The organism is Balneola vulgaris DSM 17893, from assembly GCF_000375465.1.
Taxonomy (GTDB): domain Bacteria; phylum Bacteroidota; class Rhodothermia; order Balneolales; family Balneolaceae; genus Balneola; species Balneola vulgaris.
The window spans coordinates 61347-84993 of record NZ_AQXH01000006.1 but is presented as its reverse complement, the minus strand read 5'-3'; the positions used below and the strand labels follow the sequence as shown (position 1 = coordinate 84993).

At 40.8% G+C, this 23647-nt stretch carries 23 protein-coding genes; 12 read left to right on the top strand and 11 right to left on the bottom strand.

The window, feature by feature from the left end; genetic code table 11:
* Positions 1 to 23 precede the first annotated feature (23 nt).
* The 6 genes from B155_RS13405 to B155_RS0111250 all read right to left on the bottom strand — a co-directional run bounded on the left by B155_RS13405 (position 24) and on the right by B155_RS0111250 (position 5505).
* Complete coding sequence (locus B155_RS13405) at positions 24 to 875, bottom strand: class I SAM-dependent methyltransferase (protein ID WP_018128373.1); 852 nt, start codon at positions 873 to 875, stop codon at positions 24 to 26.
* Positions 875 to 1954: a serine hydrolase domain-containing protein gene (locus B155_RS13400; protein WP_018128372.1), complete on the bottom strand. Its 1080-nt coding sequence runs from the start codon at positions 1952 to 1954 to the stop codon at positions 875 to 877. The genes B155_RS13405 and B155_RS13400 overlap by 1 nt, the downstream gene beginning before the upstream one ends.
* A gap of 8 nt (positions 1955 to 1962) precedes the next feature.
* The gene (locus B155_RS0111265) at positions 1963 to 3255 is read right to left on the bottom strand and encodes an amidohydrolase (protein WP_018128371.1); all 1293 of its coding nucleotides are present in this window, start codon (positions 3253 to 3255) and stop codon (positions 1963 to 1965) included.
* Between the two features lie 77 nt (positions 3256 to 3332).
* Positions 3333 to 4214 (bottom strand): aldose 1-epimerase family protein, encoded by an 882-nt coding sequence (locus B155_RS0111260; RefSeq protein ID WP_018128370.1) that lies wholly within the window; start codon positions 4212 to 4214, stop codon positions 3333 to 3335.
* 9 nt (positions 4215 to 4223) lie between these two features.
* On the bottom strand, positions 4224 to 4793 hold the full coding sequence (locus tag B155_RS0111255; protein WP_018128369.1) for a DUF3124 domain-containing protein: 570 nt from the start codon (positions 4791 to 4793) through the stop codon (positions 4224 to 4226).
* A gap of 55 nt (positions 4794 to 4848) precedes the next feature.
* Positions 4849 to 5505, bottom strand: a complete 657-nt coding sequence (locus B155_RS0111250; RefSeq protein ID WP_018128368.1) for an NAD-dependent epimerase/dehydratase family protein — start codon at positions 5503 to 5505, stop codon at positions 4849 to 4851.
* 248 nt (positions 5506 to 5753) lie between these two features.
* Here B155_RS0111250 and B155_RS0111245 point away from each other — a divergent pair, with 248 nt between their 5' ends.
* The 8 genes from B155_RS0111245 to B155_RS0111205 all read left to right on the top strand — a co-directional run bounded on the left by B155_RS0111245 (position 5754) and on the right by B155_RS0111205 (position 15104).
* Entirely contained in the window at positions 5754 to 6269 is a 516-nt protein-coding gene (locus B155_RS0111245) for a hypothetical protein (RefSeq protein ID WP_026167331.1), read from the top strand.
* Between the two features lie 20 nt (positions 6270 to 6289).
* Positions 6290 to 6889 carry a hypothetical protein gene (locus B155_RS0111240; RefSeq protein WP_157464849.1) on the top strand — a complete coding sequence of 200 codons (600 nt, stop codon included), beginning with the start codon at positions 6290 to 6292 and terminating at the stop codon, positions 6887 to 6889.
* A 5-nt stretch (positions 6890 to 6894) separates the two neighbouring features.
* Entirely contained in the window at positions 6895 to 7965 is a 1071-nt protein-coding gene (locus B155_RS0111235; protein ID WP_018128365.1) for a hypothetical protein, read from the top strand.
* A gap of 154 nt (positions 7966 to 8119) precedes the next feature.
* Positions 8120 to 8632 (top strand): vWA domain-containing protein, encoded by a 513-nt coding sequence (locus tag B155_RS0111225; RefSeq protein WP_018128364.1) that lies wholly within the window; start codon positions 8120 to 8122, stop codon positions 8630 to 8632.
* Between the two features lies 1 nt (position 8633).
* Positions 8634 to 9242: a hypothetical protein gene (locus B155_RS0111220; protein WP_018128363.1), complete on the top strand. Its 609-nt coding sequence runs from the start codon at positions 8634 to 8636 to the stop codon at positions 9240 to 9242.
* A 5-nt stretch (positions 9243 to 9247) separates the two neighbouring features.
* Positions 9248 to 10318 (top strand): hypothetical protein, encoded by a 1071-nt coding sequence (locus B155_RS0111215; RefSeq protein ID WP_018128362.1) that lies wholly within the window; start codon positions 9248 to 9250, stop codon positions 10316 to 10318.
* Positions 10319 to 10555: 237 nt separating this feature from the next.
* Positions 10556 to 13645, top strand: coding sequence for a SusC/RagA family TonB-linked outer membrane protein (locus tag B155_RS0111210; protein WP_018128361.1), 3090 nt, complete (start codon positions 10556 to 10558; stop codon positions 13643 to 13645).
* A gap of 28 nt (positions 13646 to 13673) precedes the next feature.
* The gene (locus B155_RS0111205) at positions 13674 to 15104 is read left to right on the top strand and encodes a RagB/SusD family nutrient uptake outer membrane protein (RefSeq protein WP_018128360.1); all 1431 of its coding nucleotides are present in this window, start codon (positions 13674 to 13676) and stop codon (positions 15102 to 15104) included.
* Between the two features lie 85 nt (positions 15105 to 15189).
* Here the strand turns inward: B155_RS0111205 and B155_RS0111200 are convergent, their stop codons facing one another.
* The 5 genes from B155_RS0111200 to nadC form a co-directional block, all read right to left on the bottom strand.
* A complete protein-coding gene (locus B155_RS0111200) occupies positions 15190 to 16404 on the bottom strand; it encodes a serine hydrolase domain-containing protein (protein WP_018128359.1) in 1215 nt (404 codons plus the stop codon).
* 128 nt (positions 16405 to 16532) lie between these two features.
* Positions 16533 to 17471 carry an MBL fold metallo-hydrolase gene (locus B155_RS0111195; protein WP_018128358.1) on the bottom strand — a complete coding sequence of 313 codons (939 nt, stop codon included), beginning with the start codon at positions 17469 to 17471 and terminating at the stop codon, positions 16533 to 16535.
* A gap of 83 nt (positions 17472 to 17554) precedes the next feature.
* Complete coding sequence (locus B155_RS0111190) at positions 17555 to 17911, bottom strand: SnoaL-like domain-containing protein (RefSeq protein WP_018128357.1); 357 nt, start codon at positions 17909 to 17911, stop codon at positions 17555 to 17557.
* 93 nt (positions 17912 to 18004) lie between these two features.
* Positions 18005 to 19114, bottom strand: a complete 1110-nt coding sequence (gene nadA, locus B155_RS0111185; protein WP_018128356.1) for a quinolinate synthase NadA — start codon at positions 19112 to 19114, stop codon at positions 18005 to 18007.
* Positions 19115 to 19120: 6 nt separating this feature from the next.
* On the bottom strand, positions 19121 to 19957 hold the full coding sequence (gene nadC, locus B155_RS0111180) for a carboxylating nicotinate-nucleotide diphosphorylase (RefSeq protein WP_018128355.1): 837 nt from the start codon (positions 19955 to 19957) through the stop codon (positions 19121 to 19123).
* Positions 19958 to 20031: 74 nt separating this feature from the next.
* On the opposite strand from nadC, the gene B155_RS0111175 reads away from it, so the two are divergent.
* The 4 genes from B155_RS0111175 (at position 20032) to hemW (ending at position 23628) form a co-directional block, all read left to right on the top strand.
* Complete coding sequence (locus tag B155_RS0111175) at positions 20032 to 21171, top strand: IscS subfamily cysteine desulfurase (protein ID WP_018128354.1); 1140 nt, start codon at positions 20032 to 20034, stop codon at positions 21169 to 21171.
* A 46-nt stretch (positions 21172 to 21217) separates the two neighbouring features.
* The gene (locus tag B155_RS0111170) at positions 21218 to 21772 is read left to right on the top strand and encodes a DsbA family protein (protein ID WP_018128353.1); all 555 of its coding nucleotides are present in this window, start codon (positions 21218 to 21220) and stop codon (positions 21770 to 21772) included.
* A gap of 130 nt (positions 21773 to 21902) precedes the next feature.
* Positions 21903 to 22451: a gamma carbonic anhydrase family protein gene (locus B155_RS0111165; protein ID WP_018128352.1), complete on the top strand. Its 549-nt coding sequence runs from the start codon at positions 21903 to 21905 to the stop codon at positions 22449 to 22451.
* 34 nt (positions 22452 to 22485) lie between these two features.
* Positions 22486 to 23628: a radical SAM family heme chaperone HemW gene (gene hemW / locus B155_RS0111160; protein ID WP_026167329.1), complete on the top strand. Its 1143-nt coding sequence runs from the start codon at positions 22486 to 22488 to the stop codon at positions 23626 to 23628.
* Positions 23629 to 23647: the final 19 nt, after the last annotated feature.

The window sequence follows — 23647 nt, the reverse complement described above, 5'->3', positions numbered from 1 at the left end:
TTTTTTATGCCCCAAAGTTTGGATTAGAACCGAATGAGGTTGCCAAGGGGTAAAAACTGTTGGTGCTTAGATTGAAGCCCCAAAGTGGTGTGTTCATACTGTTTGGGGAAGTCTTCAATGCCGCCTAATAACTTGATTAATGCATCCAGAGGCAATTGAGGGGAGTAGGTGTTCATGATGAAGAACCGATGCCGCGTATCAAGAATTTGCATCACCTTCTCAATAAGGGGTGCTAAATCTTTATTTAACTTCCATGCCTTCCCCTTTGGAACCATTCCAAAAATAGGAGGGTCCATGATGATACCATGGTAGGTGTCGCCTCTTCGAATGCATTTATCTACAAATTTACGCGCGTCTTCCACAATCCATCGAATGTTTTGAATGTGGTTTAGCTCTGCATTCTCTCGTGCCCAGTTAACTACGCTTTTAGAGGAATCAACATGAGTTACTTGTGCACCCGATAGCGATCCAGCTACACTCGCTCCTCCGGTGTATGCAAATAGGTTTAAGATGCGAGGCTCTACTCCTTGCCCCTGAAATTGTGTACATCGATCTGCGATAAAATTCCAATTCACGGCTTGCTCTGGAAAAACACCTGGGTGCTTAAAGGACCCTTGGCTGAGTTTAAACTTTAGATCAATAGCTCCAAAGGGATAGCTGATTTCCCAGTCGTTGATGGTTTTATCCCATTCTCCTTTTTGGCCTTTCTTCTCTGAAAATCGGATGTCTGCTTTTCCCCACTCATTGGGATGTGCTTTGGCTTGGGTTGCCGCAGGTTCGGGTCGGTCAATAATCACCGAGCCAAATTGCTCTAGTTTACGCCCATTGCCAAAGTCGAGTAATTCATAGTGCGTCCAAGAAGTGGGGTAAATCATTAATTGAGAAATATATCAGCGAGTTTAAAATGAAGGTTGTCAAAGTTAACACTCGAACGATTGATTGTATAGGCAATAACCATCTTTTCTTTTTTATTGATAAGAAACATGGTGCTACCTCCTACAGAGCCGCCTGAGTGCCCGAGCCATACACGATTCTGATTATCCGTGTAGGTTCTCCATCCCATGCCATAGTTGGTGCTTTTGCCATCAGTCATGTATTGCGGAGTCATTAACACAGAGTGGGTTTCTTCATTTAAGTAATCATAATCAAAGTGCGCTACTCCAAAAGTAACGAGGTCTTCGGTAGTACCAATGAAACCACCACCGGCCCATTTATAGCTGTTATCAACAAAGGGAGCTTCTATATTCTTGCCGTCTCTATAAACATAGAATTTCGTTTTGTTAGGGAGTTCTTTATTTGCCCATTCAGCAAGAGTGTTGTCCATGCCTAAGGCTCCAAACACTCGATGTTCCATAAAGTTAAGGAACTCTTCCCCAGAGGCCCCTTCCATCACAGCACTGATCAAGTTCCAGCCATAACTGGAATATTGATAACTAGTCTGTGGTTCAAATAATAGAGGGTCGTCTTTGAAAATATCGAGCCCTTCAGTCACCGTTGGGTACGACTTGGCACTCATAAACTCATCGCCTCTATAATGCCGAATTCCTGCGATATGGCCGGCTACTTGTTGTACCGTCATGGGGTATTTCTTTTTTGGGAAGTCGGGTACATAGGTATGAATTTCTTCTTTGGGATCTAGTTCACCACTTTGAATTAAAACCCCCATTCCTGCAGCGGTTAATGTTTTCGATACACTCCCAATTCTAAATAAAGTAGTGGCAGGGTCTACAGGTTTCTTAGCGGTTACATCGGCATATCCGTAGCCTTTGCTTAGCACCATTTTGTTGCCCTTGTAAATGGAAATGGACATGCCAGGCACATTTTGGGCTTTGGCATATTCGGCGATAACTGCTTCTGCTTTTTGAATGCGTTCATCGAGGTCTTGAGCAGAAACTAGGCTCGTACTTAGTAGTACGAAAAGGCTAAGGGTGAAAAATCGAGTTAATGGTTTCATGGTGTGTCCTATTGGTTTGAGTACATGTAATCGAGTGTAAGGGTAGCCATAGCTCGAACCCCTAGTAGCATGGCTGATTCGTCAATAATAAAATCTGGAGTATGATGTCCGGCCGGGGTAACACCTTCGGGTTTACCACCTAGAAATAAATATAAGCCGGGTATTTTTTCTTGAAAAAAGGAGAAGTCTTCAGCGCCTGTAACAGCATCCATAAGGTTCACCTTGTCAGAGCCTGCTACTCGTTCTAAAGTAGGAAGCATCTGTTGAGTAAGCTGAGGATCATTATAAGTAATTGGGTAGCCTTTGTTTATGGTGAGTTGGGCAGTAGCGCCATTGCTTGCAGCCGTATGCTCAACTATTTCTTCTAATCGTTTAAAGATGAGCTGACGCATGTCTTCATCCAATGCACGGATGGTTCCTTCCATTTCAATGCGTTCAGGGATGATGTTATGTCGTACTCCGCCTTCAATAACACCAAAAGAAACTACGGCTGCTTGTTTTGTGAGGGGCATATTACGGCTCACAATGGTTTGGGCATTGTTGATGATTTGAGCCGCTGTAACAATAGGGTCTACTCCTTTCCACGGAGTGGAACCATGAGCTTGTTTACCTTCAACCACCAACTTGAAACTGTTTACACTCGCCATAATGCCTTGCGGGCGGTATTCGATAACACCGGCTGGCGTACTATCCCATATATGTAAACCAAAAATGGCATCTACATCTGGGTTTTTAAGCACCCCTTCTTTAATCATTAACTCAGCACCACCCTCTTCTCCAACAGGAGCCCCTTCTTCAGCTGGTTGAAAAATAAATTTAACAGTGCCGGCTAGCTCGTCTTTCATATCTGTTAGGATTTGAGCAACACCCATTAAAATAGCGATATGAGTATCATGCCCACAGGCATGCATTACGCCCACTTCTTTGCCTTGGTATTCACTAATAACGGTCGATTTAAATGGAAGGTCGGTGCGTTCCGTAACGGGCAAGGCATCGATGTCGGCACGTAAGGCTACGGTAGGTCCGTCTTTACCACCCTTTAATATGCCAACCACACCGGTGTGAGCTACTTCGGTTTGTACTTCCATGCCTAACTTCCGTAAATGGGCAGCAATGGTCTTAGCCGTTTCAAATTCTCGATTCGATAACTCAGGGTTTTTGTGGAAATGTCGGCGCCATTCAATCACTTGCTCTTCAAGCTCAGATGCTTTTTGATCGATAATTTGTTGGTGATTGGACGATTGAGCAAAAACAGCGGGCACTGCTATGAGAAAAAGCAGACTGAAAAACGTCAATTTCATGATAACTGATTAGTTGAAAATGTTACTCGGTAAGGTAATTATTTCAATCAGCTTGTCAAGACCTTCCTCATGTGGGGTTATTCATGAACCGAAATGGAGTAGGAAGCTTCAAAATTTCCGCCCGGAGCTAAGAACTGCATTCCATCTTTTTGAATGAATTCCCCATTGTGATCTACAGGGTCAGCGGTTCCAAACCAGGGTTCAATACAGATGAAATCCCCATTGGGTTTAGCCCATATACCCAGATGTGGAAAGGATGGGAATTGAATGCTTAGTTGTTTGCCTCGTGTGATATGGGACAAAGTCACCCGCTTAGACTTCGTGTTTTTAAAAACGAGAGCATCACGATCGAATAGATCATGAGTAAGTGGTAATCGAGATTCATTACTGAGTACTCGTTCCTTAGAATCACTTATTAACCCAGTTGGGATATCAATCAAATGGCGATCTAAGGTTTCTGCATGTTCAAATAAGAGTGCATAGTCTGAATAGGAATCTCCATTATGAAGTGGGCAACGAAAAGCGGGATGAGCTCCTAAAGTAAAGGGCAATGTTTGGTTTCCTGTATTTTCAACTCGATGGGAAACGGTGAGGGTATGCCCTTTAACACTAAAGCGGGTAATGAATGAAAAACGAAATGGAAACTGCTGGAGCGTTTCATCCGACGCTTCAAGATTAAGTGTGATTTGATGAGGTAGCGCCTCTATCACTTCATGGTTTGGATTGCCACGAACTATTCCATGTTTTGGCATGCTATAGGTCTCCCCATCAAGTAAGTACGAGTTATTCTTTAGCGCACCTATTATAGGGAACAATACAGGCGCTGAACTTCCCCACACCTCAGGGTCGGACTGCCACATATATTCCATTCCCGTCTTCTTTGATTGGATTGAAGATAGCTCAATACCGGAATGTTGAATTTGAACTGTAATCTGTTCAGATGAAATTTCATGAACCATGTGGAGGTGTTATTGAACTGGAATGCCTTCTGTTACAAAAGAAATGCCCTGTTGACCAGAGGTGGATATCATTACGGCTTGTATAAATGGGGGCTGAATAGTTGGTGTTTGATCAACCCAAGAGAAAAGGAAATTTGAACCAGATCCGCCTGATAGGTCATCTTCAGCAATAACGATTTCTACAGTTTCTAAAGGTGCAAGGTAAACCGGTTGTTGGATGTATGCTCGGATCAGTTCACCTTGAGTGTTGAAGTAATTGGCTTCATCAACCCAAATAGTGTCGCTTTTGTTAATGTTACGAATACTGATGGTTGCTGTTAAAGCATGCGTGCGGTGTTCATTGTTACTATAGATTTCTGAATACACCGGTAAATAAGAACTTAGCCTAGGGTTGGAAATTATTTCTTCGGGTAAAGGAGTGGTTCGATCAGTCCAACTTGGGAGTAGTGGAGGCCGCTCTTTCGTATCAATGTTTGTGCAAGATACTTGTAGTACGAACACAGAGATGAAGATGGCGATAAATGCGGGAGTAATTTTAAAATCGATGGATGGCATGGCAGTTACTCTAGATTCGAACATTGGTTAACAATGATACAAAAAATTGAAGGGCATCTGTATCAAAGAATGCTAAAGGTCAGGTGCTGAATGATCTAATTTCTTTAGACTCTAAAATTCGTGGTTCATGCTTACTAGAGCTTGCGGTGATGTCAACCATCACCTGTGCCACCTTTGATGCCTGAACAGGATGGTAGGCTTTTAAGCCAGGTAATTTACAAAGTACTTGAGCAATAGGGATTCCTATTTTTTCACCCAATCGAAACTCATCGCGATCGCCCACTAAAAATGAAGGTCTAAAAATGGAACAGCTTTCGAAGCCTAAGGCCATCACCATGTCTTCTAGCTCGCCTTTTATGCGAGGGTAAAATGAATTGGACTTAGCATTGGCACCGATGGATGAAACCAGCGCGTGATGAGTGATGCCATTTGCTTTTGCTACTTGGGCAACCACGATTGGATAATGTACATCTACTTTGTACTGAGCTTCTTTGCTGCCGGCTGCTTTTATAGTAGTGCCTAAAGCCGAGTAAAGATGATCGCCCGAAACGAGATGCTTCCACAGCTCAGGTTCGTCAAAGTTTATGATCTCTTCTTTCAACTTTGGATGGGTTACCCCGGTTGTTCGGCGATGCATCACTAAAACAGAAGAATAACTGGGGTGCTGCAATAAGTAATCTAGAAGGTGTTGCCCTACTAAACCTGTTGCGCCTATAAGTACTGCTTTGTATTCCATGATGAATAATAGCTTTTAAAAGGATTAGATGTTTTCACTCTCAAACATTAGAGTTTTCTAATAAATAAATTTTGGCAAGGTGAGTGAAATCGAGTTAAGTATTTAATATTGTTATGCAAATCATTTGTAAAAAAATGTTATGATATCTCTTCAGAGTTCTTAAATTGTGGTCGATAAAACATTAAGAAATTCTAATGTTTCAAAAATAACAAGGTACAGCCCCAGAGAGGCACAAGAGGTATAAAGAGATGAACGACTACTCAAACATAATTCAAGTTATCGGCGCAATGATGTTAGTATCAGTTTTAGTAACGAATGCTAACAAAACGAGTTTTCTAAATAAAAGAATGATTGTTGAAGGCGAATATGAGACAGCTGTTACAGCAATCGCTCAAGACATCATGGAAGAATCAAGAGCATTACCATTCGACGAAGCTGAAACGGAAGGCGCTCTCCCAGTAAATATTCCTTTTGACTTTTCACTGCTAGGTACGGATTCAGGCGAAAGCACAACAGATCGTTCTGAGTTCGATGATTTCGATGACTACGACGACTGGAACGGAACCGTAACTACCATTCATGGTGACTTTGAAGTATCAGTGAATATCACGTACATCAACTCTACTACTCAAGCTCCTACGGTATCAAAAAGCACCATCAAAAGAATGGACATTACCATCAGCAGCAATACCTTGAGAGAACAAGATCAAGAGACGATCAAGACTTATAACTACAGCTACATCAGAAGCTACTACGCAAACTAATAATAGGTACAGAGATGAATTTGAATTTAATCAGCGGAAGCATAGTGTCAGGAATGGTTTTATTAACCATCGGAATGATGAACAGAGGAGTAAACTACAACTCACAAGACATTACACTGTCATCCATCAAGCAAGAACAAAAAATTGAACTTTCAGAAGTTTTAAGCCATGACCTTCCAAAAATTGGCTATACCAGCGATAATTCATTAGATACACTTATTGCTTATGCGGATGAGAAGAGTATCGCATACTACAGCAATATCGATAACAGTGCAGACGGTTCTGTTGAACTGGTAACGTGGGAGTTAACAAACGAAGCCGATGTTTCAACCGATAACCCAAACGATTACAAATTAGTGAGAACGGTTGGCGGTACTACAACAAACATCTCTTTAGGGATCACCACTTTTACTCTGAATTACTATGATAAATTGGGTGGAACTACCCCCCTAACTACTCCGCTTTCTAGTGCTGATATGGATAATGTAAAGCAGATAGAAGTAGTGCTAGTACTTGAAAGTGCAGAAAGCATTCAGTACTCACAAAACACAGGCGAAAAGTTTGTGAAATCAGCTTGGGTTAAGAGATTTACACCAAGAAACTTAAAAGGAAACGGGTAAGCACTATGTTAGGAAGAGGAATATTAATTGTTGCGAGCGGTGCTACTGTAATTTTCGGATCTATACAGTTAGGATTATTAGGACAAAAGAAAAGTGTAAACGAAGCAACAGCTGATTACGCGTACGAAAACCATATTAAGAATGCGGCATACAACGGTTTGCAGTTAGGTATGGAAGAGCTCGGTAAAGATGAAAATTGGTCAGCTACAGAAGCATCACCATGGACTACCACTATTGATGATGTAGATGTAACGGTGTATTACGAAAATTTAGGAATGGGCGCTACGCCACTAGATGCGGATACCGTTCGTGTGTATTCAAGCGCATTATATAAAGGTGAATCGGCAAACTTAGTAAGTACTTATACGCGCACTCCATTGGATATAGTACCTGAGTTTAATTCAGCGCTTTCACTTACAACCAATAAATTTAAGTTTAACTTGTTAGGCGGTTCAACAATCCGTGGCAATGATGCTAGTGGTGTATGTACCGACAAACCTGGAGTGATTGTTAAAGATCTCGTTTCTTCTACAAAAGTAGTGTTAGGTGCAGGGCTAAACATCATCAATATTTTAAGTACGGTTACTCAAATTCAAATTGATCCGAGTATCTCCTATGATGCAACGGCTTCATTAGTAGCAAACCTTGAAGGAAAGCCCGGTGTAGTGAATGTAAATGGAACCTATAACGGTAATTTTGGAACTGCAGCAAACCCTGGTGTATTTTTTGTAGATAACTATGCTAATGTTACCAGTGGTGTTACTTCAGGATATGGCATCATGATTATTCGCTCGGGTGGCGAATTGAATTACAGTGGCTCAACTTCAGTAAGTACAAGCTTAGAATTTAATGGCTTGGTAGTATTCGAAGACGCCTTGGATTTCAATGGCTTTAACACTCCAAGTGTAAATGGTTCAGTAATTGTTGGTTCTGTAGGCGGTAGCAGTTTACTGGATATGTATTTAGGAGGCGGATTAGATATTCAGTATGATTGTTCGGCTCAAGACCACGCTAAAATTGCTGCGGCAAATCTGTTAAAAGAGAACAAATATAAGAGACTAAGTACGTTTGAATGATTTTAAACGCTTAAGGAGTACGAAGGCCTTCGCTGATAAAGCGAGGGCCTTTTTTTATGTTAAAAAACAGGACTTTAGAGAAGAAAAAAAGATTAAGAAATCTTAATAATTGCCGATAATATCTATAAATAAAAGAAAATTAAATCTGGCAGTTATGAGCGACTTTTCAAATGTATTACAAGTTATAGGGGCGATGGTACTTGTGTCTTTATTAGTGCAATCAGCGAATAGGAAAATGAATGCAAACTCCATGCTTCTAGTAGAGAACGAATTCGAAAGTGAAATTGCAGCTATATCTCAAGAAATAATTGAAGAATCTAGGCTATTAGCCTTTGATGAAGCTACGGTAACGGGTTTTGTACCAGTTGACATCCCAGCAGGGTTCTCAGATATCGGCCGTGACTTAGCAGAAACAGCAGATAAAGTAACCTTTGATGATTTTGATGACTTAGACGGTTGGAGTGGTATAGTTTCAACAACGTTGAGTGATTTCAATGTAAGTATTGAAGTGGTGTATATAGACAAGACTACAGGTATTCAAACGAATGCAAAAACCACACTTAAAGAGATTCAGATTACAATTACGAATGACTTGGTGAGATTTCAAAACACTACAACATTGAAGCCCTATTACTTTAGTTATATAAGAAGCTATTACGCAGAATGATATGAATATTGGACTGATCACATCCTTTATTATTTCTGGAATTTTGATACTTATGTTGGGCTTTATGAACATAGGCGTGAGTCAAAATTCTACCGAGGTTGTACTGTCTCAATTTAGGCAATCACAGAAGTATGATGTACAAGAGTTAGTAACCTTTGATCTGCCGAAGATAGGTTACGATTTCAACTTGAGTATTGATACTGCCATCGTGTATGGGGATGATAAAAAATTGGTCTTCTATAGTAATGTCGACAATAGTAGTGATGGAAGTATTGAAACCATCACGTGGGAATTCACATCTACTGGCATTAATGAAACTGTAAATCCAAACGACAAAGTTCTTACTAGAACAGTTGATAGCGAGCTTACTGAAATCAAAACAGGAGTCACGCTATTTGAATTCGCTTACTATGATTCTCTAGGTAGCACTACCTCTTTAGCTATCCCATTAAGTAATGACGATAGAGCCAAGGTCGTACAAATTGGAGTAACTCTTAAAATAGAAAGTGATGAGAAGGTGAAAACTAGAACGGATAAAGAAGGCTCATATCTAATCACCATGTGGAATAAAAGATTTAGCCCAAGAAACCTGAAGAACAACTTAAACTGATTATTATGGGTAATGCAATGCTAATATTGAGTGTTGGTGCACTCTTTATTTTTGGAATGGTACAATTAAACCTTTCAGATAACAAAGTTCAGCTAGTAGCTGATACAGCTGAATATGCCAGCGAAAATCATGCTATGAATGTGGCTTTCACAACTATTCAATTGGCTATGGAAAAGATTAACGAAGATCCTGATTGGCAGCCTACACAAGCAAATCCCTGGGTGTCAACCCGTGATGGAGCAAACACAAGCCTTTATTATACAACAATAGGCGTAGGTGCAGGAGTAAATGCCCCTGATACCATAAAAGTAGTTTCAAAAGCAGAATATTTAAAAGAAGAAGCGGAAGTAATCAGCCTCTTTGCGAAAACTAAATTACACTTCGTACCAGATTTTGAGGCGGCATTATCTATTGCTACAGATAGATTTACGTTTGGGCTAGGTGGTAGTGCAACTATAAGAGGAAATGATAAGTCGGGCACATGCAGCGATAAACCAGCCATTACAGTACCTAATAGTCTTTCTGAGAGTAAAGTGTTGTTAGGTGCGGGTTCCAAAATTACGTCAATACTTGGTGGAGCTAGTAGCATCGAAGTAAATTCAGACATCTCCTATTCACCAGTAGATGAACTTATAGCACGTTTAGCGGCAATGCCAGGCTCAAAAAAGATATCGGGTAATTATAAAGGGAGTTTAGGAAGTATAGATGACCCGGGCGTATTTTTTGTAGAAAATTATGCAAAATTAACGGGTGGTATAGACACGGGCTATGGAATTATGATTATACGTTCAGGCGGTGAATTGGCTTACGAAGGAGAGTTAAGTGTAGCCGGAAATTTTGAGTTCAATGGTCTCATCATTTTCGAAAATGCGTTCGACTTTACTGGAAGAGGCACCCCCGATTTAAATGGATCTGTTTTAGTGGGAACTACAGATGCTTCGAGTGCAATCTTAGATATAGATTTATCGGGTAACTTGAAGATTCAATACGACTGTTCCGCTGAAGAATACGCTCAAGCAGCAGCTGCAAACCTGTTAAAACAAAATAGATTTAGGCGTTTAAATACCTACGAGTGATTATAGAAAAACGATGCCTTAAATCTGATTTATATATTTATATAAGGCGCTACTTATACCATTATATAAAGGGAGAAAAAGCTGCACATAAATTAGTTGTTATGGCAAGGTAAAAAAATTTAAAATTTAGGTTTATTTATATCATATTGAGAGATCACTAAATCTAGGGAATGGTGAATCAGATAGCGGTTATTAATATTCAATTAATGGCCTAAACCTTAATCAAATATGATATATATGAATACTTTTATCTATTTACTTAAAGGTTTGAAGGGTGCAAAGAAATTAATACTGGTCGCAGGACTCGTATTCTTTGGCTTATCAAGCAATTTAAGTGCAGAAACTATTTCGGGGGATGGTACAGCAGCCATTGTTACCGGTACGGTTGTCGATAAGACAACTAATGAGCCTCTCGCAGGGGTTAACATTCAAGTTAAAGGAGAATTCAGAGGAGTTTTTACAGAGATTGATGGTACCTATAGTATAGATGTCGAAAACGATGATATACTGGTCTTCAGTTTTGTAGGATATAAACGCCTTGAAGTTCCAGTTAACGGTCAATCAACAATTAATGTACAACTAGAGGAAGATCTACAACAGTTAGACGAACTTGTAGTAGTAGGTTACGGTCTTCAAAGAAGGGAAGCAGTAACGGGTTCTATTGCATCTATTGATGCTGGAAAAATCGAACAGGTTCCATCATCTTCTTTCGAAAGTTCACTGCAAGGTAATATTGCGGGTGTACAATTGATTTCGGCGGATGGTGCACCTGGTGCCAATACACAAATTCGTGTACGGGGTATCGGTTCAATCACCGCTTCTAGTTCTCCATTATATGTAGTGGATGGCGTAATCATGACTTCAGGTAGTGTATCTAACTTGAACAGTAATGGTGGCCGTAGTACGAATGTTATGGCAGCGCTTAACCCAAATGATATTGAAAGCGTAACCATTCTTAAAGATGCAGCTTCAACGGCTATTTATGGTTCTCGTGGTGCAAACGGGGTAGTTTTAATTACAACGAAGAGCGGTAAATCAGGCGCTCCAGTAATTAGCTTAAAGTCGCAAGTAGGTTTCAACTCAGTAGCTTCCAATTCACTGTTAGAACCACTGAATGCTGATGAGTACACTACCTTATTTTTAGAAGGTTACACAAACCGTGGAGAAACACAGGCTCAAGCTCAGCAGAGATTTGATGACCGTTTCGAGCAGTTAACAGATCCGACTACAGGTCAGCCAACAAATACAGATTGGTTAGACGAGCTTACAAGAACCGGTGTAAACCAATCGTATGATTTAAGTGTTTCTGGTGGTACGGATGCGGTTAAATATTATGTGTCTACAAACTTCTTTGATCAGGAAAGTCATGTTATTGGTACTGACTTCGATCGTTTAGCTTCACGCGCAAATGTGGATGTGAAATTGAATAACCGAGTAGATCTTTCGAACAAATTATTGATTTCGAAAACAGATCAAAACGGTATGACGGATGGTTCTGCATGGGCGAACCCACTGTATAACGCCTTCCTACTTTCTCCGCTAATTCCAATTAAGGATGAAACAGGTTTATACAATGCATCCCATAAAAACTATTTCCCAATGGGTGGTAACAACCCTGTAGGTGCCTTAAGTGGTGATGACTTAAGAAATACAGAAACGTATAGAATCACGAATAACGTGAATGCCAATGTACGTTTAATGGATAACCTAATATTTAGTTCTAAATGGAATATTGATATTATTAAAGTTGGTGAGTCTCAGTACAAGAACCCACGCTACGGTGATGGTAGAAACGTAGGTGGATATGCTCAGGAAAGTGAGATCACAAATCAAAGTTGGACAGGTACTCAAACGTTAAACTACATCGGTAACTTCGATGAGGTGCACAATCTAGAAGCATTACTAGGTTATGAGGCACAGAAGTCTGAGTCGAAAAGTTTTACTGGTTACGGTCAAAACTTCCCGAACTTAACGCTTCGAACTTTATCTAGTGCTGCAGAAGCGTACTCTGCTTCAGCTACGAAATCGGAATATACCTTCGCTTCGATGTTTACTCGTTTAATCTACGATTATGACGGTAAGTATTTCCTACAAGGTAGTTTGAGACGTGATGGTTCTTCAAGATTCGGTAGTGAAAACAGATGGGGTACGTTCTACTCTGTAGGTATAGGCTGGTCGATGCATCAAGAAGAGTTCTTAAAGAACAATGAGATTATCGATGTATTAAAGCTTAGATCTTCTATTGGTACTACTGGTAACGCAGCCATTGGTAACTTCCCTTCACGTGGACTTTACGGATATGGTCGTGATTACGACGGTAGCCCAGGTGGTGCTCCAGTTCAGATCGCTAACCCAGGCCTAACTTGGGAGAAGCAGCAGAACTTTAACGTGGCAATGGAATTTGGTGTAATGGATCGAGTAACAGGTACGGCCGAGTATTTTGTTAAGACCTCTACTGACCTTCTATTGAATGTTCCATTATCCAGAACTACAGGATTCTCAAATATTACAAGAAACGCAGGTGAGCTTGAAAACAAAGGTTTTGAGTTAACTCTGAATGTGAATGTAATGAACACTCAGGATTTAGTTTGGGATATTGGATTTAACACCACTTTCCTAAAGAATGAGATTACTAAGTTAGATGAGCCTTACAACTCTGGCAGTAAGCGTAGAGAAGTAGGTAGAGATTACCAGTCTTATTATCTATACGGATGGGCTGGAGTTGATCAAACCAATGGTGACCCACTATGGTATACTGATGAAACGGAAACGGCTACTACAAATAGTATCAGTAATGCAGAGCGTTACTTTGTAGGCAAGTCTGCTACTCCTGATCATTACGGTGGATTTAACACTTCTGTATTCTATAAGAACATCACCTTTGATGCTCAATTCTCTTACTCATGGGGTAACTACTTATATGCTTCACAGGAGCGATTCATCCATGGTGATGGAGCTTTAACTCCACGTAGTACATCTAAGTATGCTTACGAGAACAGATGGTTACCAGGAAAAACCGATGCCAAATTCCCAATGCATAGATGGGGTGGTAATAATGGTAGTAACGTAGGAAACTCATCACGATGGTTACATGATGGATCATACATCCGTCTAAGAAATGTAACGGTAGGATATAACTTTGAAAACGATGTAATTAACCCGTTTGGCTTAAAGTCATTACGAGTATACACCAGAGGTACCAACCTATTTACGTTTACGCGCGACTCAGATCTATACATTGATCCAGAGCAAAACATAAACGGTGTAGCGAATAGTGTAACACCTGCAATTAAATCCATCACATTCGGTATCGATATTGGATTTTAATTCTAATACAAACTAAAGGTTTATTACAATGAATTTTAGAAGAATATATATAACACTATTAGCACTTATTGTCGTTGGAGTCGGCTGTTCAGATGGGTTTTTAGAAATAAATCCACAGCAATCGGTTTCTAACGAGGAAGCATTATTAACCCTTCAAGATTATGAAGCGGCGATAACAGGAGCATACAACATCCTTTCATCTTCAAACTACTATGGGCGGTACTTTGTACTTGTACCTGATGTAATGGCAGATGATGTAAAGCAGAACTCTCAAGCCAACCGTGCTAAAGAGTATGCGGAATACGTAGCTTTTGAAGAGCACTTTATTACCGAGGGTATGTGGGCAACCATCTATTCCGGTATTAGTGCGGTAAATGCAATTATCAATGCACCTAAGCCAGACATTGCGGCATCGCTTGATGACGAATACAACCAACTTATTGGTGAGGCTCATGCCTTAAGAGGTCAGATGTACTTTGACTTAGTTCGTTTATACGGTCAGCATTATACCTATACAACCGACGCAAGTCATTTAGGTGTACCGATTGTACTTGAAACGGATGAAGAGAGTGAGCCTGTACGTAATACGGTTGCAGAAGTGTACAATCAAGTGATTAGCGACTTGACCACTTCGATTGGCTTAATGCAACCAACAACAAGAAATGGTAACACTGCTACTCTTTCTTCATGGGCTGCTAAAGCATTATTAGCTCGTGTATATCTTTATCAAGAAGATTGGGCAAATGCAGAAGCAATGGCTGATGACGTAATTGAGAACGGACCATACCAGCTTGTAAGTAATGCAAACTATGTGGCTTCTTGGAGCGATGATTTTGACGCAGAATCTATCTTTGAGATTTCAATGACAGAATCGGATAACCGTGGCTCGGATGCCTTAGGTAGAATGTACATCGAAAGTGGATATGGTGATTACCTTCCATCTGACGATCTATATTCTCTAATCCCAGCTGGAGATGTTCGTCAGCAATTGTTTATTGTTGATGGAAACTTATCTGGTGATTATGCGCCATTCCGCCTCAACAAATATCCAAGCACAACAGGTTTAGATAACACGATCGTAATTCGTTTATCAGAGCTGTACTTGATTCGTGCAGAAGCAGCAGCTATGCAAGCGGATACCAATCCATCTAAGAATGCCATTGCTCAAAGTGATGTGACGACTATTCGCCAACGTGGTGAGCCAGGTCAAGCACCGGTGGTAGCTACAGGTCAGGCATTAAGAGATGAGATTGCTCTTGAGCGTAGAATCGAGCTAGCATACGAAGGTCAAAGACTTTGGGACTTAATGCGTAAAAAGCAGGATATGGTTCGTACTCAGTGTACGTCTACTATACCAGCCGCTTGTAGCGTATCATACCCAAATGATCGATTTGTACTTCCAATTCCAGCTAACGAGCAGGATGCAAATCCGAATATTCAACCAAACCCTGGATACTAATCCAATTGGTTAAATAGTAATTAAAGAAAAAGCCCAGTAGCAATACTGGGCTTTTTTTATGGTACATATTTTATGTGCTGTTATGCTAGTTCATCGATTCAAGTACACGCTTTACTATTCCATCCATCGCAGAGGTTTTAATCCATCGCGCTACAATCACTAAATCATTTTCTTGGTCTACATAAACCATGTTAGTGCCTGATCCTAAATGAAAGAAGGAGTTTTCTGGAGCACTTGGTAAGCGTTTTTTGTCGGTATTTAAAAACCAATTCATAAAGCCATAATCAGTTTGGGCTTCAGTAGGCGTTTGGGCCATTTTATTCCAAGCTTCCGACACAAGTTGTTCACCCTTCCAGTTTCCATTGTGTAGTGTAAGTAAGCCGAACCGAGCTTGATCTCGTGCAGAGATAAACATGCCTCCACCCCAATGGCCTCCACCGCTAACAGCTTGCATTTGTTGTCCATCAATTACAACCCATGAGTTTTCATAACCTTGCCATCTCCATGTAGGGGATGCTCCAATCTTATCCATGATAGTTTCCCTCAATACCTTTGGAAGCGGCTCTCTAAGCACGTTCATAGCAGCCAATGCTAATAAGTTTACACGAACATCATTGTACTCATATACCGAGCCAGGTTCATGGCGTTCTCTAGTTGTCCAAGTAGTTCGGTCTCGGTCTGGTCTGTCGGCCCAATCGGGTTTACCCCAAAGCGTTCCTTGCCAGTCGCTAGTTTGGCGAAGTAAATGGTTCCAAGTAATCTTGCTGTTGTGTTCTCCAGCAAATAAGTCCAACACTTTTGGGGAGCCATAGTGGTCAGCATGGTTTCGATTATCATCCCAAGTCATGGGTAAAACAGGAGCCATATAAGGCCCTACTTTGTCGTTTACATCCCGAATAAGGCCGCGATCATAGGCAATACCAACGTTGTAAGTAAGGAAACTTTTGGTAACACTGTGGGTCATATCTACTCTAAATGGTTCTCCCCATTCAGCTATGATATATCCATCTTTGATGATGATTCCTGTTTGAGGTCCTCGGTCTTTAAATGGTCCGATACCGTATCCAAATGGCTCACGGCCAAAAGTACCATAATGGTTCTCTTCCATACTTCGTGGGTTGGTACTTTCATTGTCTTTAGCGAACTGAATAGCTTCTTGAATTTTGGATGCATTCAATCCTAATTCAGCCGGAGACTTTTTCTCCCAGTCGCCCCATTTCCCTGGAAAATAATTCTGGGCTTGAACCGAGGTCGAAATAATGAAAAGCACTACGAGGCTTTTAAATAGACGTAATTTCATAGTAACATTGTGTAGTTAGCGTGTTTTTTTAAATAGATAAATGAGGGTGTAATTATAGAGCGAAGAGTTACACCAAGTGAAGCTATAATACTGCAAGCGCGGCAATTATGGTAATCGAGCCTGCAGTGCTACAGTTTAATCCGAAGCATTTCTTCAGCTACACGATACCCTTTGTTGATCACCTTTTGCTTTTGAGGGGTATTCAACAAAAGTGGGTTGGTATGATTAAAGTGAATAAACATCACTTTTTCGCGCTCTGAATCAGGAAGTGCATCAAATAGATCCATGCTTTCAACAACGAACGGATGAGGAATCTCACTCATATTTCGATTTGGGAGTTCATCGCCATCGTAAAACGTAGCGTCCACTAAAGCGAGGTCCACCTTATTTATCTCTTCAGCAATTGAGCGCTCCCATTTTTCCCATTTGTCGATATCGGGGATAAAGAGCACGTTCTTGTGGGGAGTTGAAATAGTATAACCCACGGTTTCTGAGAATTCATCTCTGTGGGGAACTCGAAATGGAGTAACCAAAATATTAGGGGTTAGTTGAACAGCACTATCCGCAATAATTGGATGGAGCTGTATGTTTCCTAGTTCCACTAGCTGGCTCCACGGACCATTATTGCTTAGGTAGTTCCCCATTTGTGGCATAGCATATACAGGTACTCCTTGCCCTCCCATAGCTTCTCGGCCTAAATGCATAAGCCCAGTGTAATGTCCGATATGAGCATGCGTTAGAAAAAGACCTGAGAGTTCAGCTTTGGGAGCCATGCCCTGTAGGTTGTGCAGTTGAGTTGGGAAATCCGGAGTAGCTTCAAAAATCCAAGTCTGATTGGTGTCATGATCAATAAGCCCAAGACTCACTACATGTCTTTTTTCTACAGAGCCCTCCCAATATTTTTCACACTGCTCTTTCACGCAACCGGCTTGAGGAAATCCTGCATCTTGGGCAACACCCAGAATTACAAGCTCTACTCCATTTGTAGGGGAAGTTGGTTGGATGGGTTCATTTTGGCTACAACCAATAAGTAAAAATAGTGAGAGGAGGAATGTGATTTTCTGCATGTTCAAAAAACGGGAATTGCAGGCAATAAAAAAAGCCTCGCTTCAATTGAAACGAGGCTTTGGGAGAGAGGGAGATATTAGGCTCATTGAGTGCCGTAAAAACGCTCTTTCACAATATGACCGTCTTCCCATTGTTGGGTGGCCACTTGTTGAATTTGCATTCTATCACCGCCTTTAAATGTCACGTCCATTACACATTCAACGGCAGTAGTAGCATCGTCTTCGTTTGAGTTGATAGCTTTTATATCAAGGCCATGAAACTCTTCCACACTTGAGAAAAATTCAATCTCACGCTCGCGATTAGCATCTTTACCTTCAACTTTAGTGCCGTCTTCTAAAATCATGTCGCAGTTAGAATGGTAGTACTTTTCAAAAGCATCCATTGCCTTACCCTGTCCGATGTGTGTATAAATATCTTGTATTCTTTCTAAATAGCTCATTACTAAAATTAGTTTAATGTTAAACGATTGTTCGTTTATATAACTTGATTAGAGTAGCTATCGTTCAGAATAAAATGGAGCTATTTAGTTTGGTTAGCTGCGTTCTAACATGCGCTCTAAAGAAAGAACGGCATAATTGGCAACTTCATCAGGAACTTTGATTTGATTCACCACTTCGCCTTCTTCCAACTTTTCTAAACTCCAAAGCAGATGAGCTAGATCAATGCGATTCATGGTTAAGCAGGGGCACATAAACGGGTTTAGAGATTCAATCTCTTTATCCGGATGTTCGCTGGCTAAACGGTTAACTAAGTTCATTTCAGTACCAATAGCCCACTTTGAACCGGGTTCTGCAGCTTCAAGCATCTCAATGATGTAATTAGTTGAGCCGGCATAATCGGAAGCTTGTACTACATCATACGTACATTCTGGATGTACAATGATTTTCGTTTCAGGCTTATTTTTTCGAAGGTTTTCAATATGATTAATATTGAATTTTTCGTGAACGGAGCAGTGCCCTTTCCAAAGAATTACTTTTACATCCTCGAAATTACCCGTGTATTCGAAGCTATTGGTGAGAGGGGCGTAAACAGCCATTTCGTGTAGCTGTACACCAATATCAAAAGCAGTGTTACGGCCTAAATGTTGGTCGGGTAAAAATAAAATGCGCTCATTTTGAGTGAAGGCCCATTCAAGCATTTTCTTCGCATTACCTGAGGTCACGCAAGCACCACCGTGTTTGCCTACAAATGATTTGATGGCGGCGGTACTATTCACATAAGTAAGAGGAAGAATGGTATCTCCCCAAATCTCCTGCATTTTGGTCCAACCACGTTCCGTTTGCTCAATATCTGCCATGTCGGCCATAGAGCAACCCGCACGCATATCAGGTAAGATAACTTTTTGATCGGGGCGAGTAAGCATATCAGCGGTTTCGGCCATGAAGTGAACCCCGCAAAAAGCGATAAATTCTGCCTTATCCATTGAAGCACAAATCTGAGCCAGCTTTAATGAGTCGCCACGAGCATCCGCAAATTGAATGACTTCGTCTTTCTGATAATGATGCCCTGGAAGGAACAATCGATCACCAAACTTCTCTTTGATTTCACGAATTCGTGCTTCCATTTCTTGGGTAGAAAGTTCGCTATACCGTTTTGGTAATGAAACTTCCGATTCAATCTCTAAAATGTCTAAAACATCCATGGGGATCTATTTGGTGATCAAATTAAAACTTATATCTAATGCTTTTACCGAATGGGTAAGCCACCCTAGTGAAATTACGTTTGCTCCGCATCCGTTGTAAGATGCGATATTATCCGGGGTAATTCCTCCTGATACTTCGATGGTAATCGAATCAGGTATCAATTGTGCTAATTCTTTTACTTCTGATGGAGTTCGATTGTCGAGCATGATTACATCAGCCTGTGCTTCAACCGCTTCCAGTACCTGATCAATGCGCTCAGTCTCAACTTCAATTTTCACCATATGCCCAATGTTCGAACGAACTAACTCAATTGCTTTGGTGATACTGCCAGCTGCTTTGATGTGGTTATCTTTAATCATAACGCCATCATCTAAACGGAAGCGATGGTTTTGTCCGCCCCCACATTTTACGGCATACTTTTGTACTGCTCGGAGCCCCGGAAGTGTTTTTCGAGTGTCGGTAACTTTAATGCTTTCATCGTCCAACAACTTCACAACTTCGGCTGTTGAAGTAGCAATTCCACTTAAATGTTGAGTGATATTCAGAATTACACGTTCGGCACTAAGAAGAGTAGAAACGGTGCCTTCAACTTCCGCAATTACTTCGCCTTGTTTAACGTGGTCTCCATCCGATTTTAATAGATGAACCTTGGTGTGTTCATCGAAAAATTGATAGGCAATATTTAATGCATCTAAGCCTGCTAAAACACCCTCAGCTTTTGCAGAAAAAGTACCTTTGGCTTTCTGTGCAGGAGTGAAAATAGAGGTAGATGTAAGGTCGCCCATGCCAAGGTCTTCTTGAAGCGCACGAGCTATAATTTCTTTCAGGTGAATCGTTATCATGGCTATAAAAGCCCTAATATTTTGGCTATTTTAAAGACCGTAAAGATACACGATTTCTTATAAAAGAACGATTAATGATTTATCTCGACCATGCGGCTACAACACCTATAAGTAAAACAGCTTTAGAGGTGTATGTAAACGTTTCTCAACATTATTTTGGTAACCCAAGTAGTTTACATGATATCGGTTCAGAAGCTAAGCAGATTTTAGATGCTAGCCGTAAAACCATTGCTAATTTGCTGCATTGTGAATCAGATGAGATCTATTTCACAGGTTCGGGTACAGAAGCCAATCAATTGGCCATTCAGTCGCTATTGAGTTCTGTGCAGGTTGAAAATCCTCATGTTATAATTTCAAATACGGAACATTCATCGGTTCGAAACTTTGTGAATTCGCTAAAAGATAAAGGCTATGAGGTCTCTGAAGTAGCCGTTGATGAGCATGGGCTGGTATCTATTGAATCGATAAAAGAACTGATTACCGAACAAACTGTTTTGGTATCAATACAGCATGCTAATTCTGAAACAGGAGTGATTCAACATGTAGAAGAAATTGGGATGTTTCTGACAGAAAAAGGCATTTTATTCCATTCTGATTGTGTTCAAACCTTCTGCAAAATAGGAGTTGAAGCCGAATGGGTGGATGCGTTGTCGGTTTCGTCGCATAAAGTGTACGGCCCAAAAGGGGTGGGTGCTTTTTTCTTGTCTAAAAAGCATACTGCTAATCCATCTATAAAGAATACCACTCAAGAAAAAGGACTTCGAGCGGGAACTGAAAATGTCCCTGCTGTGGCGGCATTTGCGGCCGCATCAAAGCAATTGTTTGGGCAACGAAACGAAGAGTTCATCAAGTACACGGATCTAAGACAGCGACTTTTGGAGGGACTAACAAAAGCAGGGATTTCATTCACAGATGAAGGAAAGAATGATCAAAAATTACCGCACATACTTGGCTTGCGCTTTCGTGGTATTGAGGGGCAATACTTGATGCTAGAATGTAGCCAAGCGGGGTTAGCCCTTTCAACGGGTAGTGCCTGTAAAGTAGGCGAAGATGCTCCTAATCAAACAATGAAGGCATTTGGGAGGTCAGACGATGAAGCACGAGAGTTCATTCGGATCTCATTGGGAAAAGAAAACTCGCCCGAACAAATTCCTGTGATAATTGAAAAAATAGCTACTATCTTGGAACGACATTTTGCGAAAGTAAAATTTTGAATGGAGTAAACCGTTAGTGCTCCACAACAATAAATAGGTTATCTACATGAAAAGAGGATTATTTTTAACTTTGCTGTTCAGCGTACTGTTAGTGGGAACTACATTCGCTCAAGATTCAGAGCCCAAACTCACCATCGTAAAATTTAGTGACTACCAATGCCCAGCTTGTAAATATTACAAAGGCATTATCGAGTTGGCAAAACAAGATTTTGGCGACGATATCAAAGTGGTATACAAAAACTTCCCACTTAGAATGCACCAGTTTGCTGAGTTAGCAGCAAGAGCGGCTGAAGCTGCAAAGAAACAAGGCAAGTTCGATGAAATGCACGAGATGATTTTTACAGGACAAGAACAATGGAGCCGTGGAAATGCACAAGGTATATTTATAGGTTATGCTCAGCAGCTGAAACTAGACATGGAGATGTTTAAGCAAGACCTGAATTCCGCACAAATGAACCGTATTGTTTTAGCGGATAAAAGAGAAGGTATTTCATTAGGCGTGAATTCGACTCCTACCATTTATATTAATGGGGAAAAAATTGAACGCCTTCCAAGAACCTATGATGGCTTTAAAGCCATATTAGAAGCAAGATTGAAGTAAAAGCTATTTCAATCCAGTTGTAAAGGTTCCGGTCTTATTGGTCGGAACCTTTTTTTATAAATGGGCGAACCTTGTACGATAAAGCCTTATTTTACGCCCTCTAGAAAATTTAAGTTCTGAAAGATAAGTTATGATTTACGAGTTTTTGAAAAGAAGCCCAGAGTTTGACGAAACAGCTTTTGTGGCTCCAAGTGCAGACATCATTGGAGACGTCAAATTAGGCAAAGAAGCGAGTGTTTGGTTCAATGTAACAGTTCGAGGTGACGTAAACGCTATTCGTATCGGAGACCGAACAAATGTGCAAGACAATGTGTGCATTCACGTGATGAACCAAACTGGACCTACCCATATTGGCAATGATGTTACTATCGGGCACGGGGCAATGATTCACGGTTGTACCATCAAAGATCGAGTGCTGGTAGGAATAAACGCGATCGTTTTAGATAAAGCAGTAATTGAGGAAGATGTAATTATTGCAGCAGGTTCTTTAGTGCCTCCAGGAAAAACCCTAGAAAGCGGGTATATGTATATGGGATCACCGGCTAAGCAAGTACGTAAATTGAGTGAAGAAGAAATAGATTCTATCAAAGGGTATGCTTCTAATTATGTGAAGTACATTCGAGCGTATCAACAAAAGGATACATATGATGAAAACCCGTTTTATACCCCAGAAGACTAGCGCTGACCAATCCTATTAAGATGTCCCAAGCTGAATGAGTGGAATATATATTCACGTACCTTTTTGTAAGCAGGCTTGCTCCTACTGCGATTTCTATTTCGTAACAAGGCCGCAACAAAAAGGGAATTACGTGGAAGCCTTGATTCAGGAAATACAGTCGAAGAAAGGCTCGGTTTTCACTCAAGAAGCCGTAAACACCCTTTACTTTGGTGGAGGAACTCCCTCACTCTTGGAAGCAAGCGAAGTATCACGCATCATGGATGCTTTGGCTTCCACTTTTAAGCTACGTACAGAAGAAGTCACTTTTGAGTTAAACCCAGATGATGTAACTGCCGAATATTTAGCTGATTTAAAGAAAGTAGGGGTTAATCGAGTTAGTATGGGGGTGCAATCTTTTGATGCAAACCTGCTTCAGTTTATGAATAGAACCCATACTGCTGAAGAAGCCCTTCGTTGCATGCATCTACTCAAAGACTCTGGCATTGATGTGTATTCGGTAGATTTGATTTATGGGAATCCGGGCCAGACTGTTGAGATGCTGGAAGCAGATTTAGAGCAACTGAAGCAATTCGACCCACCTCATATTTCGGCATACTCGCTTACCATTGAGCCAAATACACGCCTAGGAAAACAAGTTGCATTAGGTCGATTATTACCTCAAGAAGATGAACAAGTAGAAAAGCATTTCGAGTTGGTGGAAAAGGCATTATCTGAAATGGGCATTCATCGATACGAGGTAAGTAACTTCGGGAAAAAAGGTTCAGAAGCGCGGCATAATTCTAATTACTGGGAGCATGAAAATTACCTCGGCTTGGGACCAGGCGCGCATTCTTTTTGGTGGGATACTGATGGGAGGTCGGCAAAGCGTTGGAGTAATGAAGCAGATTTAAAAAAGTACCTAGAACAAGACTTTAAGACTCGACCGGTTGATGGGGAAGAAATGAACCTCAAAGAACTTGCTGAAGAGCGAATTATGCTAGGGCTTCGTACCATTAAAGGGGTGCAACTAGAGGAGCTAATAGTGCACTACGAGTATTCCTTGTCGGAAGCTCAAAGCCAATATTTAGAGCGTATGCAAAAAGAAGGGAAAGCAGTGCTGGGCAAAAATATTCGACTCACATCTAAAGGGCTTAGAATTGCTGATGCAATTACCTTAGATTTGCTAACTGTTAAGTAAAATAATCCCAACTTTTGAA